Annotated in this window: 11 protein-coding genes; 3 read left to right on the forward strand and 8 right to left on the reverse strand. The window is 67.3% G+C overall.

Features of this window, described 5'->3' with window-relative positions; genetic code table 11:
* Positions 1 to 491 precede the first annotated feature (491 nt).
* The gene (locus L810_RS31895; RefSeq protein WP_021162356.1) at positions 492 to 1,730 is read left to right on the forward strand and encodes an MFS transporter; all 1,239 of its coding nucleotides are present in this window, start codon (positions 492 to 494) and stop codon (positions 1,728 to 1,730) included.
* Positions 1,731 to 1,799: 69 nt separating this feature from the next.
* Here the strand turns inward: L810_RS31895 and L810_RS31900 are convergent, their stop codons facing one another.
* Together L810_RS31900 and L810_RS31905 are read right to left on the reverse strand one after the other, a co-directional pair.
* Entirely contained in the window at positions 1,800 to 2,597 is a 798-nt protein-coding gene (locus L810_RS31900; protein ID WP_021162357.1) for a 5'-methylthioadenosine/adenosylhomocysteine nucleosidase, read from the reverse strand.
* Positions 2,594 to 4,957, reverse strand: coding sequence for a UvrD-helicase domain-containing protein (locus L810_RS31905; protein WP_021162358.1), 2,364 nt, complete (start codon positions 4,955 to 4,957; stop codon positions 2,594 to 2,596). Before L810_RS31905 ends, L810_RS31900 begins: the two co-directional genes overlap by 4 nt.
* 234 nt (positions 4,958 to 5,191) lie before the next feature.
* Between L810_RS31905 and L810_RS31910 the strand changes: the two genes are divergently transcribed.
* Positions 5,192 to 8,059 carry a valine--tRNA ligase gene (locus L810_RS31910; RefSeq protein ID WP_021162361.1) on the forward strand — a complete coding sequence of 956 codons (2,868 nt, stop codon included), beginning with the start codon at positions 5,192 to 5,194 and terminating at the stop codon, positions 8,057 to 8,059.
* Positions 8,060 to 8,146: 87 nt separating this feature from the next.
* Entirely contained in the window at positions 8,147 to 9,031 is an 885-nt protein-coding gene (galU, locus tag L810_RS31915; RefSeq protein WP_021162362.1) for a UTP--glucose-1-phosphate uridylyltransferase GalU, read from the forward strand.
* Positions 9,032 to 9,091: 60 nt separating this feature from the next.
* Here the strand turns inward: galU and L810_RS31920 are convergent, their stop codons facing one another.
* The 6 genes from L810_RS31920 to L810_RS31945 form a co-directional block, all read right to left on the reverse strand.
* Complete coding sequence (locus tag L810_RS31920; RefSeq protein ID WP_021162363.1) at positions 9,092 to 9,706, reverse strand: DUF4136 domain-containing protein; 615 nt, start codon at positions 9,704 to 9,706, stop codon at positions 9,092 to 9,094.
* Positions 9,707 to 9,743: 37 nt separating this feature from the next.
* Positions 9,744 to 12,131, reverse strand: coding sequence for a CHASE2 domain-containing protein (locus L810_RS31925; protein ID WP_021162364.1), 2,388 nt, complete (start codon positions 12,129 to 12,131; stop codon positions 9,744 to 9,746).
* Positions 12,132 to 12,141: 10 nt separating this feature from the next.
* Entirely contained in the window at positions 12,142 to 13,503 is a 1,362-nt protein-coding gene (locus L810_RS31930) for a FecR family protein (RefSeq protein WP_021162365.1), read from the reverse strand.
* Complete coding sequence (locus L810_RS31935) at positions 13,500 to 14,204, reverse strand: response regulator transcription factor (RefSeq protein WP_006490421.1); 705 nt, start codon at positions 14,202 to 14,204, stop codon at positions 13,500 to 13,502. The genes L810_RS31930 and L810_RS31935 overlap by 4 nt, the downstream gene beginning before the upstream one ends.
* A gap of 268 nt (positions 14,205 to 14,472) precedes the next feature.
* A complete protein-coding gene (locus L810_RS31940) occupies positions 14,473 to 14,895 on the reverse strand; it encodes a hypothetical protein (protein ID WP_021162366.1) in 423 nt (140 codons plus the stop codon).
* A gap of 200 nt (positions 14,896 to 15,095) precedes the next feature.
* A complete protein-coding gene (locus L810_RS31945; protein WP_006402122.1) occupies positions 15,096 to 15,323 on the reverse strand; it encodes a sulfurtransferase TusA family protein in 228 nt (75 codons plus the stop codon).
* Positions 15,324 to 15,376: the final 53 nt, after the last annotated feature.

Here is a 15,376-nt window from a genome sequence, read left to right on the forward strand (position 1 = left end):
GGGCGCCGGGCGGCGCGACCGGCGGCGACGTCGGGTGCGGCGGCGACCGCACCGGGCTGTGGACGCAAAGATGCTGCTTTCATCGATATATCCCCGTATTGATCACGCGGCCGGAAAGGTCGGTCCCGGCGTACCCGCGATGGCTGGCCATGCCGCGCGTCCTGCGCCCGCACGGCGGATAGCCGGTGCCGGGCGCGGCGCGCCAGTTGTCATTGGGTCGTTCTACGGCCGCCACCGCCGTTTCTTGAGTCCGGTAAACCACGTACCGGCCCCGGGCGCCCGCCCCGCTTGCGGGCGGGGCGTGCCGCCAGCGTTATACCCGGCCAAAAAAGCGGGCATCGGGCGATCCGTCGGATGAATGTCCGATTCACGATAAAACTTGTCCGGACATTCCCGATACGCCACATTACACTTCTTTGACGCAGCAACGATTCAAGACGCGCCGATCCCCAGCAGAGCGCGCCCGCCACCTCAACTCGTTCAGCTCTCACATGGAAACCAGCCTCGACACCGGCTCCGCCGGCGCAGCCGCCACCCAGCCTTCCGCGCCACCCGTCGCCCGCACCGTCTACCCGGTGCTCGGCGCGATCAGCTTCTCGCACATGCTCAACGACATGATCCAGTCGTTGATCCTCGCGATCTACCCGATGCTCAAGAGCCAGTTCGCGCTGTCGTTCGCGCAGATCGGCCTGATCACGCTCACCTACCAGATCACCGCGTCGCTGCTGCAGCCGCTCGTCGGCCTTTATACGGACAAGCGGCCGAAACCGTATTCGCTGCCGGTCGGCATGGGTTTCACGCTCGCCGGGCTGCTGCTGATGTCGGTCGCGCCGAATTTCCCGATGCTGCTGGTGGCCGCGGCGCTCGTCGGCTGCGGCTCGTCGGTGTTCCATCCCGAATCGTCGCGCGTCGCGCGGATGGCGTCGGGCGGTCAGCACGGGCTCGCGCAGTCGGTGTTCCAGGTCGGCGGCAACGCGGGTTCCGCGCTCGGGCCGCTGCTCGCCGCGCTCGTGATCATTCCGCACGGCCAGCACAGCATCGCGTGGTTCTCGGCAGCCGCGCTCGTCGCGATGATCGTGCTCACGCAGATCGGCCACTGGTACAAGAAGCATCCGTCGATGAAGAAGAAGGCCGCGGCGGCCGGCCATCCGACGCTGTCGCGCGGCCGCGTGATGGGCGCGATCGGCGTGCTGGTGCTGCTCGTGTTCTCGAAGTATTTCTACCTCGCGAGCATCAACAGCTATTTCACGTTCTACCTGATCGACAAGTTTCACCTGTCGGTGCAGGCCGCGCAGATCCACCTGTTCGTGTTCCTCGCGGCCGTGGCAGCGGGCACGCTGATCGGCGGGCCGGTGGGCGACCGGATCGGCCGCAAGTACGTGATCTGGGTATCGATCCTCGGCGTCGCGCCGTTCACGCTGCTGCTGCCGTACGCAAACCTGTTCTGGACCAGCGTGCTGACCGTGATCATCGGCATCGTGCTCGCGTCGGCGTTCGCCGCGATCCTGGTCTACGCGACGGAGCTGATGCCCGGCAAGGTCGGGATGGTCGCGGGCCTGTTCTTCGGCTTCGCGTTCGGCCTCGGCGGTGTCGGCGCGGCCGTGCTCGGCCAGCTCGCCGACGCAACGAGCATCACGTTCGTCTACAAGGTGTGCTCGTTCCTGCCGCTGATCGGCGTGCTGACGGTGTTCCTGCCGAACCTCGAAAGCAGCCGGCGCAAGAAGGCGTGAAAAAACGGCCGCGGCGCGCCTGCCGGCGCCGCGGCCGTGATGCTCCGATCGACGGGATCGACGGCGGCTTCAGGCCGCCGTCGTCGCGTGCAGCGTCAGGAAACGCTTGAGGATGCCGGACGAATAGCTGCTCGCGATCGCCGACAGGAAGTGCGAGAACGACTGCGTCGCGTGGTCGTCGGCCGTATCGGAGATCGTGCGCACGAGCGCGAACGGCACGTCGTGCTCCGCGCACACCTGCGCGATCGCGGCCCCTTCCATTTCGACCGCGAGCGCATCCGGCAGCGCATCGCGCAGCGCGACGACCTCGCGCTCGCTCGACACGAAGCGGTCGCCGCTGATGACGAGCCCCGCATGCAGCGTCGCGCCGGCCAGGCTGAAGCGAGCGGCGAACTGCGCCCCCTCTTCCGCGACGAATAGCGTGCACGCGGCCCGCAGGCGCGCGGTCAGTGCGGCGTCGGTCGCGAAACGCGTGATGCCGAGCAACGGCACCTCATAGCGCGGAAACAGCGGCGACGCGTCGAGATCGTGCTGCAGCAGCGTATCGGCCACGACGACATCGCCGACGCGCACCGTGCGCGACACACCGCCCGCGACGCCGGTGAACACGATGCCCGACACGCCGAACACGTGGATCAGCGCGCTGACCGTCGCGGCGGCCGCGACCTTGCCGACCCGCGCGAGCGTCACCACACAGGCCGCGCCGTGCACAGTACCGACGTGATAATCGCGGCGGCCGAGCGTGACCGTCTTCATCGCGCCGTCGGCGCGCATCGCGGCGATCAGGTCGCCGAGTTCCTCGGGCAGCGCGGCCAGGATGCCGAGCGGTCGAATCGAAGCGGTACCCACCCTGTCGATGCCCGTCATTCCACCGCCTGCAGTTTCGCGACCGCGAGCGCGAGCCACTTCTCGCCGTGCCGCTTGAATTTCACCTGTGCCTTCGCATCGGTGCCGTTGCCTTCGAGCGCGGTGACCGTGCCTTCGCCGAACTTGGTATGGAACACCTGCTGGCCGACGCGGAAACCGGTATCGGCGGCACGCTGCTTGTTCGCGAACGCCGGCAGCGGCGCGGACACGGCCGCATCGACGATCTGCTCGCGACTGCCGCCGCCCGGCCGCGCGAACCAGTCGCGCCCGTACCCGGCGTTGTCCGACCGGCCACCCCAGCGCGAACCGGCCTCGACCTTCGGCGTCAGCCACTTGAGCACGTGTTCGGGCAGCTCGTCGAAGAAGCGCGAGCGCACGTTGTAGCGGGTCTGGCCATGCAGCATCCGGCTCTGCGCGAACGACAGGTAGAGCCGCTCCTTCGCGCGCGTGATCGCGACGTACATCAGCCGGCGCTCTTCCTCGAGGCCGTCCGATTCGAGCACGCTGTTCTCGTGCGGGAACAGCCCTTCCTCGAGGCCCGTGATGAACACGGCCGAGAATTCGAGCCCCTTCGCCGCGTGCACCGTCATCAGTTGCACGGCGTCCTGGCCGGCCTGCGCCTGGTTGTCGCCGGCCTCCAGCGACGCATGCGACAGGAAACCGGCGAGCGGCGTCATCGTGTCGGGGTTCTGTGCCGGGTCGGCAGGCGATACCGGGTCGAGCACGTCGACCGCCTGGTCGTCCGCCGCGGTGCCGAGCTCCGGGGCCGCGATCGCGCCCGCGCGCAGCGGAATCGAACGGGCCGGCGTGTCGAGCCCGTAGCCCTCCTCGGCGATGAACGCGGTGGCCGCGTTCACGAGTTCCTGCAAGTTCTCGAGACGGTCCTGGCCTTCGCGCTCGCCCTGGTAGAAATCGGCGAGACCGCTGGCGCGCACGATGTGCTCGACGGTGTCGGGCAGGTTCATCTGCTGCGTGTCGGCGCGCATCTTCGCGACCAGGTTCGCGAACCCGCCGAGGCTCGTGCCGGCCTTGCCCGTCACGTACGGAATCGCGGCGGCCATCGAGCAGCCGTACAGGCGCGCGGCGTCGGCGAGCTGCTCGATCGAGCGCGCGCCGATTCCGCGGGTCGGGAAGTTCACGACGCGCACGAACGCGGTGTCGTCGTTCGGGTTGTCGATCAGGCGCAGGTACGCGAGCGCGTGCTTCACTTCCTGGCGTTCGAAGAAGCGCAGGCCGCCGTACACGCGGTACGGAATGCCCGACGACATCAGCGTATGTTCGATCGAGCGCGACTGCGCGTTGCTGCGGTACAGGACGGCCACTTCGCTGCGCGCCATCCCGGTGTTGATCAGCGAGCGGATCTCCTCGACGATCCAGCCGGCTTCCTGCGAATCGGTGCTCGCCTCGTACACGCGCACGGGCTCGCCGTGGCCCGCGTCGGTGCGCAGGTTCTTGCCGAGGCGGTGCGTGTTGTTCGAGATCAGCTGGTTCGCCGCGTCGAGGATGTTGCCGTGCGACCGGTAGTTCTGCTCGAGCTTGATCAGGTTGCGCACACGGAATTCGTCTTCGAAGTCGCGCATGTTGCCGACGTTCGCGCCGCGGAACGCGTAGATCGACTGATCGTCGTCGCCGACCGCGAAGATCGCGTTCTGGCCGCCCGCGAGCATCTTGAGCCACGCGTACTGCAGCTTGTTGGTGTCCTGGAACTCGTCGACGAGGATGTGCCGGAAGCGCGCCTGGTAGTGCGCGCGCAGCGGCGCGTTGTACGCGAGCAATTCATAGCAGCGCAGCAGCAGCTCGGGGAAATCGACGACGCCCTCGCGCTGGCACTGCTGGTCGTACGCCTGGTACAGCTCGACGAACTTGCGGTTGAAGTTGTCGGTCGCGTCGACCTTGTCGGGACGCAGCCCCTGCTCCTTCGCATTGTTGATGAAGTACTGGACGTTCTTCGGCGGGTACTTCTCGTCGTCGACGTTCGCCGCCTTCATCAGCCGCTTGATCGCGGACAGCTGGTCGGCCGTGTCGAGGATCTGGAAGGTCTGCGGCAGGCCGGCGTCGCGCCAGTGCGTGCGCAGCATCCGGTTGCACAGGCCGTGGAACGTGCCGATCCACATCCCGCGCGTGTCGATCGGCATCATCGCCGACAGGCGCGCCATCATCTCGCGCGCGGCCTTGTTCGTGAAGGTCACGGCGAGCACGGTGGGCGGCGATGCGTAGCCCTGCTGGATCAGCCACGCGATGCGCGTGATCAGTACGCGGGTCTTGCCGCTGCCCGCCCCTGCAAGGATCAGCGCCGGTTCGTTCGGCAACGTGACGGCGGCGAGTTGTTCGGGGTTCAGATTGGCGAGCAGGTCGGGCATGGAGCGGCAGCGAACGGGCGAGAAAAATGCGGACCCGACATTATAAGTCGGCCGGACGATGCCGTTCCCGATCCGTTCGACCGCCCGTCGCGGGTACGTTGCCGACACGTGGCGGCACGTGGCGGCCGCGTCGCGACGGGCCCGCGCCGGCAAGGCGATGGCTGGTCGATGTGCATCCATTTATAATTGTCGGATTCGGCATCCAATTCACGCATTTTTCGGCAGATTTCCAACATGAGCGACAACACGCTTGCGAAGAGTTTCGAGCCCCACACCATCGAGTCCCATTGGGGGCCGGAGTGGGAAAAGCGCGGTTACGCGGCCCCGGCATTCGATCCGACCCGCCCCGATTTCTCGATCCAGTTGCCGCCGCCGAACGTGACGGGCACGCTGCACATGGGCCACGCGTTCAACCAGACGATCATGGACGGCCTCGCCCGCTACCACCGGATGCTCGGCGAGAACACGCTGTGGGTGCCCGGCACCGACCACGCGGGGATCGCGACCCAGATCGTCGTCGAGCGCCAGCTCGACGCGCAGGGCGTGTCGCGCCACGACCTCGGCCGCGAGAAGTTCGTGGAGCGCGTGTGGGAATGGAAGGAAAAATCCGGTTCGACGATCACCGGCCAGGTGCGTCGCATCGGCGCGTCGACCGACTGGTCGCGCGAGTACTTCACGATGGACGACAAGATGTCGGCCGCCGTGCGCGACGTGTTCGTCACGCTTTATGAACAGGGCCTGATCTACCGCGGCAAGCGCCTCGTCAACTGGGATCCGGTGCTGTTGACCGCCGTGTCGGATCTCGAAGTCGTGAGCGAAGAGGAAAACGGCCACCTGTGGCACATCCGCTACCCGCTCGTCGACGGCTCGGGCTCGCTGACCGTTGCCACGACGCGCCCGGAAACGATGCTCGGCGACGTCGCGCTGATGGTCCATCCGGAAGACGAGCGCTACGCGCACCTGATCGGCAAGCTCGTCACGCTGCCGCTGACGGGCCGCGAGATCCCGGTGATCGCCGACGACTACGTCGACCGCGAGTTCGGCACGGGCGTCGTGAAGGTCACGCCCGCGCACGACTTCAACGACTACCAGGTCGGCCTGCGCCACAACCTCGCGCCGATCGAGATCCTGACGCTCGACGCGAAGATCAACGACAACGGACCCGAGCAGTATCGCGGCCTCGACCGCTTCGACGCGCGCAAGGCGATCGTCGCCGACCTCGACGCGCAAGGCTTCCTCGACTCGGTGAAGCCGCACAAGCTGATGGTGCCGCGCGGCGACCGCACGGGCGTCGTGATCGAGCCGATGCTGACCGACCAGTGGTTCGTCGCGATGACGAAGCCGGCGCCGGAAGGCACGTTCAATCCCGGCAAGTCGATCACGGAAACGTCGCTCGACGTCGTGCGCAACGGCCAGATCAAGTTCGTGCCGGAAAACTGGACGACCACCTATTACCAGTGGCTCGAGAACATCCAGGACTGGTGCATCTCGCGCCAGCTGTGGTGGGGCCACCAGATTCCCGCGTGGTACGGCGAGAACGGCGAGGTGTTCGTCGCGCGCAACGAGGAAGAAGCACGCGCGCAGGCTGCCGCGAAGGGTTACGCGGGCGCGCTGAAGCGCGACGAGGACGTGCTCGACACGTGGTTCTCGTCGGCGCTCGTGCCGTTCTCGTCGCTCGGCTGGCCGAACGAAACGCCTGAGCTGAAGCACTTCCTGCCGTCGTCGGTGCTCGTCACGGGCTTCGACATCATCTTCTTCTGGGTCGCCCGGATGGTGATGATGACCACGCACTTCACGGGCCAGGTGCCGTTCCACACCGTCTACGTGCACGGCCTCGTGCGCGACGCGGAAGGCCAGAAGATGTCGAAGAGCAAGGGCAACACGCTCGACCCGATCGACATCGTCGACGGCATCGACCTCGACACGCTGGTCGCGAAGCGCACGACGGGCCTGATGAACCCGAAACAGGCCGCGACGATCGAGAAGAAGACGCGCAAGGAATTCCCGGACGGCATCGCCGCGTTCGGCACCGACGCGCTGCGCTTCACGATGGCGTCGATGGCAACGCTCGGCCGCAACGTGAACTTCGACCTCGCGCGCTGCGAGGGCTATCGCAATTTCTGCAACAAGCTGTGGAACGCGACGCGCTTCGTGCTGATGAACTGCGAAGGCCACGACTGCGGCAGCGACAAGCCGGAAGTTTGCGGCGCGGGCGATTGCGGCCCGGGCGGCTACCTCGACTTCTCGGCGGCCGACCGCTGGATCGTGTCGCTGCTGCAGCGCACCGAGGCCGACATCGCGAAGGGCTTCGCCGATTACCGCTTCGACAACATCGCAAGCAGCATCTACAAGTTCGTGTGGGACGAATACTGCGACTGGTATCTCGAACTCGCGAAGGTGCAGATCCAGAACGGCACGCCGGAACAGCAGCGCGCCACGCGCCGCACGCTGCTGCGCGTGCTCGAAACGGTGCTGCGCCTCGCCCACCCGATCATCCCGTTCATTACCGAAGCGCTCTGGCAGAAGGTCGCGCCGCTCGCGGGCCGCTATCCGCAAGGCAAGGCCGACGGAGAAGCGTCGCTGATGGTGCAGGCGTACCCGGTCGCGAACCTGCAGAAGATCGACGAGGTGTCCGAACAGTGGGCGGCCGACCTGAAGGCGATCGTCGACGCGTGCCGCAACCTGCGCGGCGAGATGAACCTGTCGCCGGCAACCAAGGTGCCGCTGCTTGCCGCCGGCGATGCCGAGCGCCTGCGCTCGTTCGCGCCGTACGTCCAGGCCCTCGCGCGCCTGTCGGAAGTGCAGATCCTCGCGGACGAAGCGGCGCTCGACAAGGAAGCGCACGGCGCGCCGATCGCGATCGTCGGGCCGAACAAGCTGGTGCTGAAGGTGGAAATCGACGTCGCGGCCGAACGCGAGCGCCTGTCGAAGGAAATCGCGCGCCTGACGGGCGAAATCGCGAAATGCAATGCGAAGCTCGGCAACGAGGCTTTCGTCGCGAAAGCGCCGCCGGCGGTGGTCGAACAGGAGCAGAAGCGCGTCGCGGAATTCCAGAGCACGCTCGAAAAACTGCGTGCGCAGCTCGATCGGTTGCCTGCGTAACAAAGGGTAAGGTTGTTTGCGTTCACTATAATGCGGGCGTGAACATAAACCGTCTGACAAGTCGATTACAGAAATAAAGGTTCGATCATGTTGAAAGTCACCAAGGCGGTATTCCCTGTTGCCGGCCTCGGCACGCGCTTCCTGCCGGCAACGAAGGCAAGCCCGAAGGAAATGCTGCCGGTCGTCGACAAGCCGCTGATCCAGTACGCGGTCGAGGAAGCGATCGCCGCCGGCATTACCGAGATGATCTTCGTCACCGGGCGCAGCAAGCGCGCGATCGAGGACCATTTCGACAAGTCGTACGAAATCGAGGCCGAACTCGAGGCGCGCGGCAAGGAGAAGCTGCTCGAACTCGTGCGCAGCATCAAGCCGAGCCATGTCGACTGCTTCTACGTGCGCCAGCCGGAAGCGCTCGGCCTCGGCCATGCGGTGCTGTGCGCGGAAAAGCTCGTGGCCGACAACCCGTTCGCGGTGATCCTCGCCGACGACCTGCTCGACGGCAACCCGCCCGTGATGAAACAGATGGTCGACGTGTTCGACCACTATCACAGCTCGGTGATCGGCGTCGAAGAGATCCCGCCGTCGGAGACGAAGTCGTACGGGATCGTCGACGGCAAGGAGTGGGAAGAGTCGATCGTCAAGATGTCGGCGATCATCGAAAAGCCGGCGCCGGAAGTCGCGCCGTCGAACCTCGGCGTGGTCGGCCGCTACATCCTGAAGCCGAGGATCTTCGAGCATCTGCGCGCGCTGAAGCCCGGCGCGGGCGGCGAACTGCAGCTCACGGACGCGATCCAGGCACTGCTCGCCGATGAACAGGTGCTGGCCTACAAGTACCAGGGCACGCGCTACGACTGCGGCAGCAAGCTCGGCTACCTGAAGGCGACGGTCGAATTCGCGCTGCGCCACGCTGAAGTCGGCGCGGAGTTCGACGCGTACCTGCGCTCGCGCGACGGCGCACACCCGGCCGACTGAACGCGGCAAGGGCACAAGGGCTCACTCCGGCGAGCCCGCCCTCACCTCACCGGCCGGCGCTCAGCGCGCTTCGGCCGGCTTCACCGAGACGACGCCCGGCATCCCGCCCGCGTCGTCTTTTTTCGTCTTGACGAGCCAGCCGTTGCCCGCGCCGAACGGCATCTTCGCGAGCGCGCTCTTCACGAGCGCCGGCACGGCCTGCTGCGTGCCCGGCTCGCGATCGCGCAGCGACGCCGTCACGCGATAGACGTCGGCCCCCGACTTCGCGTCGACGAACCGCAGCGTCAGCACGTGACGGTATACCTTCCCGGCGAACGGCAGCGCGAGCGGCGACGGCCCGTCGACGGTCACGCATGCGCTGCTCGCCGCGCCGCACTGGTCGGCGACGGCCGCGACCGCCGTCGGCTGCGTCGCGTAGGCGACCGACAGCCGGTAGCGCGCGTCCTTGAGGGGTTTCGCATCGAAGCCGCGGTGCGCGAGTTCGTCGCGCACGAGCGTCTCGATCTGCCGGTATTCGGCATCGTTGGCCTGCGCGGCCGTCCGCACGAAATCGTAGCCGTGTGCATCGGATGCGAACGCGTTCGGCTGCCCGACCGCACTCACGCCGCTCGTCACGCCGGCGCACCCCGTCAACAGCGACGCCGCCAGCGCGGCCGCTGCCCATTCCTTTCTCATGGCTTTCCCCAAATGCCTGCCGTCGTGCCCGGCCCTGTCAGGCGGACGGCTCGTCGATCGCGGGCAGCGACACCGTCACCGCGGTGCCGACACCCACCTCGCTGTCGACCGACACGCTGCCCCCATGGCGCGTGACGACCGTCTTCACGAATGCCATGCCGAGCCCGGAGCCCGAGATTTCGGGCCGCTCGCCGGCATGGAACCGCTTGAAACGCTCGAACAGATGCCGCTGATCTTCCGGCGCAATGCCGTACCCCTGATCGCGAATCGTACAGAACATCCGCTTCGACGCGTGCTCGACCGCCAGCGTACACGTGATCACGGTATCGGACGGACTGTATTTGACCGCATTGTTCAGCAGGTTCACGAACGCGCGCGTGATCAGCGAGCGGTCCGCGCGCACCCAGCACATGTCGGTGCCGACGTCGGTATCGACGCGGATGTGCTTCGCCTGCGCCTGCGGCCACACCTCGTCGCTGGCATCGATCAGCACGTCGACGAGGCTCGTCACTTCGAGCTGGTACACCTGGGACTCCGCACGCGCCAGTTGCACGAACTCGTCGGCCAGCGACAGCGCGCGGTGCGCATAACGCTCGATCCGCGCGAGCAGCCCGCGCATCGCATCGGTTTCGGCGCGGTCGCGCTCGATTTCGACGAGCGCGAGAATCGACGACTGCGGCGAGCGCATGTCGTGCGACAGCAGGTGCAGCGCTTCCTCGCGCTGCCGCTCGGCCGCATGCAGTTCGGTCACGTCGACGAGACCGGCGATCCAGCCCGTCACGCGGCCCTGCGCGTTCGTGCAGGCCGCGTAGCGTAGCAGATGGTCAAGCCCGTCGCGATCGCGCACCTCGATGCCGCGCGCCATCGCGTCGTGCTCGGCCTCGAGCGTCGGGTCGAGCACGGCCGGCCAGTGCTCGCGGATCGCCGCGTCGTGTTCGGCGTTACCGTCGACGGTCTTCATGAACGTCAGCTCGCCGAGCGCGGTGCGCAGCGGCCGCCCTTCCGGCAGCGGCAGCGACAGGCGCGACCCGTAGCGCTTGGCCGCATGGTTCGCAATCAGCACGGTGCCGGCCAGGTCGGTCACGAAGATCGGCTCGGGCATGCTGTCGAGGCTGTCCCACACGAAGCGCTTCATGTCCTGCACGCGCTGCGCGGCTTGCGCCATCAGCGCCATCTGCCGCTCGAGCACGTCGCCGCCGACGCTGCGCGTGCGCGGCGCCTCGGGCAGCAGGTGCGGCTCGTCGGCGAGCCGCTGCAGCTCGCGGCGCAGGTACGACATCGTCATTTCCAGGCGCCGCCAGTTCCAGATCGGGTAGACGGCGACCAGCCCGAAGATCGCGGGCGCCGGCGACAGCCAGATGCGCGCCTCGAACAGCAGCGCCATGCTCGCGACGACGGCGAGCCCGGCAAGGCTCAGCGTGAGCAGCAGCGCGCGCCACGGCGACAGCATCAGGAAGCCGCCCAGCAGCACGGCGAGCGGCAGCAGCGACGCGGCGAACAGCCCGGCGCGCGACGCGGGCGAGATCGCGCTGCCAGTCGCCAGCATGTCGAGCACGTTGGCATGGATATACACACCGGCGAGCGGCCCGAACTCGCCGGACACGGGCGTCGCGAAGCGGTCGTACAGCCCCGACGCCGTCACGCCGACGACGACGATCTTGCCGCGCAGCGCATCGGGCTTCACACGCCCTTCGAGCACGTCGTCGAACGACAGCGTCGGATACGCGGGCGTGTTGCGGCTGAACGGGATCAGGTAGCGGCCCTCGCCCGCCGCATCGCGCGACAGGTCGTGCGCGTTCCCGCCCGGCACGCCGCCGACCGGATGCAGCCGGCCGCCCTGGATCGCGCGATACACGGGCACCATCAGTTGCGGCCAGCGCACGCGGCCGTCGCTTTCGAACAGTGCGACGCTGCGGACGATACCGTCGCGGTCGACTTCGAGGTTGATGTGGCCGAGCCCGACCGCGCGCGCCGCGAGCGCGGCCACCGGCGGATCGACCGCGCGCGTGCCGTCCGCCTGTTCGGGGCTCAGCAGCACGGGCAGGAAGGTCGGCACGCGGCTCATCGCGTCCGCGAACGCGCGATCCTCCGCGGACGGTTCGGTAAACAGCACGTCGTAGACGACGGCAGCCGGCTGCGCGCGCGCCAGCGTGTCGAGCAGCCGCGCGTGCACGTCGCGCGACCACGGCCAGCGGCCGAGCGCGGACACGCTCTGGTTGTCGATGTCGACGACCACCACGTCGGGCGACAGCGGCAGGCTGCGCAGCATCAGCAGCCGGTCGTAGATCAGGCCATCGACGCTCGTCGACAGGCGGCCGAGCGCGCACGCGAGGATCACCGCGATCCCGAGGCAGCCGATCGCGATCCATTCGATCAGGAAGCGGCGGCCGAGGCGCCGCCGCGGGGAAACGGAGTCGGGTTTCATGCGCCGCGGATCAGCGCGACAGCGTGAACGCGCTGACCGGACTGGTCTTCTCGTAGAACTTGCCGCCTTCGAATTCCTCGACCGTCACGGCCCAGAAATAGTCGCCCGGCGGCAGGTGCGCGACGGTGATCTGGCGCGCATGCAGGCCGACCTGGTCGACGACCGGTGCGCTCAGGTCCTTCGAGCGCGACAGCACGAACCGGTAACGCGCATCCTTGCCCGAACCGTTCGGCGACCAGCGGAACTCGTAGCCGCCGGCGCCGGGCGACGCGCTCGCGTCGAGCCCCATCACGCGGCGCTCGAACGCATACGTGCGCGGCCGGCCCTCGAGGCCGTTCGCGTCGATCGCGGCGACCCGCACGAAGTAGTTTCCGTTCGGCACGTCGTGAAAGACCGCCCGCGGAGAATCGGTGCGCGTTTCGCGGAACAGGTCGAGCAGCCCGGCGTCGTGCGCGAGCTGCAAGCGGTAGGCATGCGCGTCGGCGAGCGGCGCGACGTCGAATGTGACGTCGGGCTCGTCCTGCACCTTGTCGGGATGCGCGAGCGCCGGTGCGGGCAGCAGCTCGACGGGTGCACCGACCGCGCCGGACGATGTCGCGACGCTGCCGAAATTCGCATGCACGAGCGTCGGACCGGCCGGCTGCCGATCGCCCGCGACGCCGACGGTACCGTCGAGCACTTCGACGCGCGTCGACGCGCTACCGGCCGCGTCGTAATTCACGCGAAAGTGCGTACCGCGCACGCCGGCCACGACCGACGGCGAACGGATCTGGAAGCGGTCGTCGCGTTTCTTCAGATGGGTGACCTCGCTGTCGACCGAGCCGCGCGTGAGTTCGAACTCACGATCGAGCGTGCCGGTCAGCACCGTGCGGCGCAGCGCCTTCAGGTCGAGCTGGCTGTCGGGCGGCAGGCTCATGTGCGTGCCGTCGGCAAGCTCGAGCGTCACGAAGCCGTTCGGGCCCGTGCGCACGCGATCGCCCTCGGCAAGCGTCGCATCGTTCGCGAGCGGCGCGTAAGCGTCGCCGGACGCGCGTTCGGCCGTCCCCTGTACCGCGATGACGCGCGCGGTCAGTTTTTCCTTGCGCAGGCGCGCCACCGGCAGCTTCAGCGCGATGCCGGGCTGCAGGTGTTTCGGCGCGGGTACGCCGTTGATCTGCTGAAGCAGTTGCCAGTCGTCCGCGCTCTGCAGGTAGCGCGCGGCGACGTCGTACAGCGTGTCGCCCGCCTGCGTGCGGTAGACGACCATCTTGCCCGCCGCGGCTGGCGGCTGCGCGGCCGCATGCTGCGCGGCGAACGCAAACGCGACCGCGCAGGACACACGCAGCGCCGCCGCCCGCAGGTTCGCCGTGTGCTGCGTGATTCCCGTGGTCACTCCGGTTCTCCCTGGCCGACCCGCTCGAGCCGGTAGCCGTAGCCGTAGATCGGCGCGAGGCGATAGCCGTTTTCGGGCCGCAGGCCGAGCTTGGTGCGCAGCATCGAGATGTGTGTATCCATCGTGCGCGACGGGATGTCGGTCGCCTGCTTCCACACGAGATCGAGAATGTGCGCGCGCGACAGCGGCCGGTCGAGGTGCTGGAACAGCAGCAGCGCGAGCTCGAATTCCTTCTGCGTGAGACTCACGGCCTTGTCGCCGACGTAAGCCTGCTTCAGGTTCACGTCGAAACGGAATTGATCGAATTCGCGAACGGTTGCCTCGGCGTTGACCGGATACGCGCGGCGCAGCAACGAGCCGATGCGCGCACGCAGGATCGGGCCCGACACGGGCTTGACTACGTAATCGTCGGCGCCGGCGTTGAGGATCTGCGTGATCCCCGCCTCGTCGTCACGGCTCGTCATGAAGATGATCGGCAGGCTGTGCTCGGTCTGATTCGCACGCACCCACTTCAGCACTTCCTCGCCGGACATGTCGGGCACGTTCCAGTCGAGCACCAGCAGATCGAAGGTCTCGCGCTGCAGGCGCTTCTTCAGGGCCTTGCCTTCCTTGAACGCATAGCACGTATGGCCGACGGCCGTCAGCGTTTGACTGACGAAATCCGTCTGGGCCGGATCGTCATCCAGTACAGCAATTCTCATAGCACCCCGCAAATCGAAATCGATTCGTCCAGTTCAGCTCCCCGCCCCACCCCGGCCGCGCAGCACATGCGCGGCTTCCGGATCCCGGCCGGCGAGCCGTCGTTCGCCGCTCGCGCCACCTGCGCAAACCGGCGACCCCGGCTAAATATCTCAAAAACGGGGCACGGACGAACCGGCGATTTCATCATAGTAGTATGAAATTCGCCAATAAATTGCGCGGACTACCGTCTTTTCTTCGAATAATGCTTCCCGTCGCGCAATCGGGCGCCTAGTCGACGCCCGCGATGCCGGCCACCGGCTCGGCAACATCGTCGGCCGGCACGTGCGGCGGCAGCGGTTCCGAATGCGCCGGTTGTACAAGCATCCGCTGCAGCTGGCCGCGCACGCGCTCCCACGCGGCGGCCGCGTAATCCGGCTGGCTCGCCGCCCACGCCTGCGCCAGATCGAACACGCGCTCGATCGTCGCACCGCAGTAGGTCAGGCCCGAGCCGTCGTCCAGCGCGGCGTCGCGCAGCCGTTCGTCGAGCCACTCGGCCAGCCACGGCATCTCGGCCGCGGCCGAATCCGCATAGGCTTCCAGCGCCGCACGCGCGTGACGATCCTGCTGCGGATCGAGCTCGATACGGCTCAGTCCCGATACGCTGCGTTCCGCTCCGGACGGACTTCGAATGGTCCCTGGTCTGAAGGACATGTCCTCTCCCCGTTGTACGACGGTAGCGTCAGGCATGGCCCCCGTGCCCGCCGTAAGACGTACCGTGGCCGGCGCATCCGCTGGGAGCGGACGACCGGCCGGGTCAGTATACGCAGCCGGTCACGAAGCGAGGTTTAAGAATTGTCAGAAAAGCGCGGTCTGGCTGGCGCCAGGCGCGGCCGGCAGCATGACGCCGGCCTTCAGCGGCGGCGCATCAGGAACACGAAGGTCTTGTCCTGCGTCGTCGATTCGACGATCTCGTTGCCCGTCTGCTTCGCGAACGCGGCGAAATCTCGCTGCGAACCCGGATCGGTCGCGAGCACCTTGAGGATTTGCCCGCTTTCCATATCGGCGAGCGCTTTCTTGGCACGCAGGATCGGCAACGGGCAATTGAGCCCGCGCGCGTCCACTTCCTTGTGAATCTGCATCGGCTGTCGACCTTCGAATGTCGCGCCACACGCGGCGCGGGAAGAAGCCGCGA

The sequence above is a fragment of the Burkholderia sp. AU4i genome, from assembly GCF_000466765.1.
Lineage (GTDB): Bacteria > Pseudomonadota > Gammaproteobacteria > Burkholderiales > Burkholderiaceae > Burkholderia > Burkholderia cepacia.

Coding starts and splice junctions, on each gene's coding strand:
- L810_RS31910 (WP_021162361.1), top strand. CDS start 5,192: ATGAGCGACAACACGCTTGCGAAGAGTTTCGAGCCCCACACCATCGAG.
- L810_RS31900 (WP_021162357.1), bottom strand. CDS start 2,597: ATGACGGGCATCGACAGGGTGGGTACCGCTTCGATTCGACCGCTCGGC.
- L810_RS31895 (WP_021162356.1), top strand. CDS start 492: ATGGAAACCAGCCTCGACACCGGCTCCGCCGGCGCAGCCGCCACCCAG.
- L810_RS31905 (WP_021162358.1), bottom strand. CDS start 4,957: ATGCCCGACCTGCTCGCCAATCTGAACCCCGAACAACTCGCCGCCGTC.
- L810_RS31940 (WP_021162366.1), bottom strand. CDS start 14,895: ATGTCCTTCAGACCAGGGACCATTCGAAGTCCGTCCGGAGCGGAACGC.
- L810_RS31935 (WP_006490421.1), bottom strand. CDS start 14,204: ATGAGAATTGCTGTACTGGATGACGATCCGGCCCAGACGGATTTCGTC.
- galU (WP_021162362.1), top strand. CDS start 8,147: ATGTTGAAAGTCACCAAGGCGGTATTCCCTGTTGCCGGCCTCGGCACG.
- L810_RS31920 (WP_021162363.1), bottom strand. CDS start 9,706: ATGAGAAAGGAATGGGCAGCGGCCGCGCTGGCGGCGTCGCTGTTGACG.
- L810_RS31925 (WP_021162364.1), bottom strand. CDS start 12,131: ATGAAACCCGACTCCGTTTCCCCGCGGCGGCGCCTCGGCCGCCGCTTC.
- L810_RS31945 (WP_006402122.1), bottom strand. CDS start 15,323: ATGCAGATTCACAAGGAAGTGGACGCGCGCGGGCTCAATTGCCCGTTG.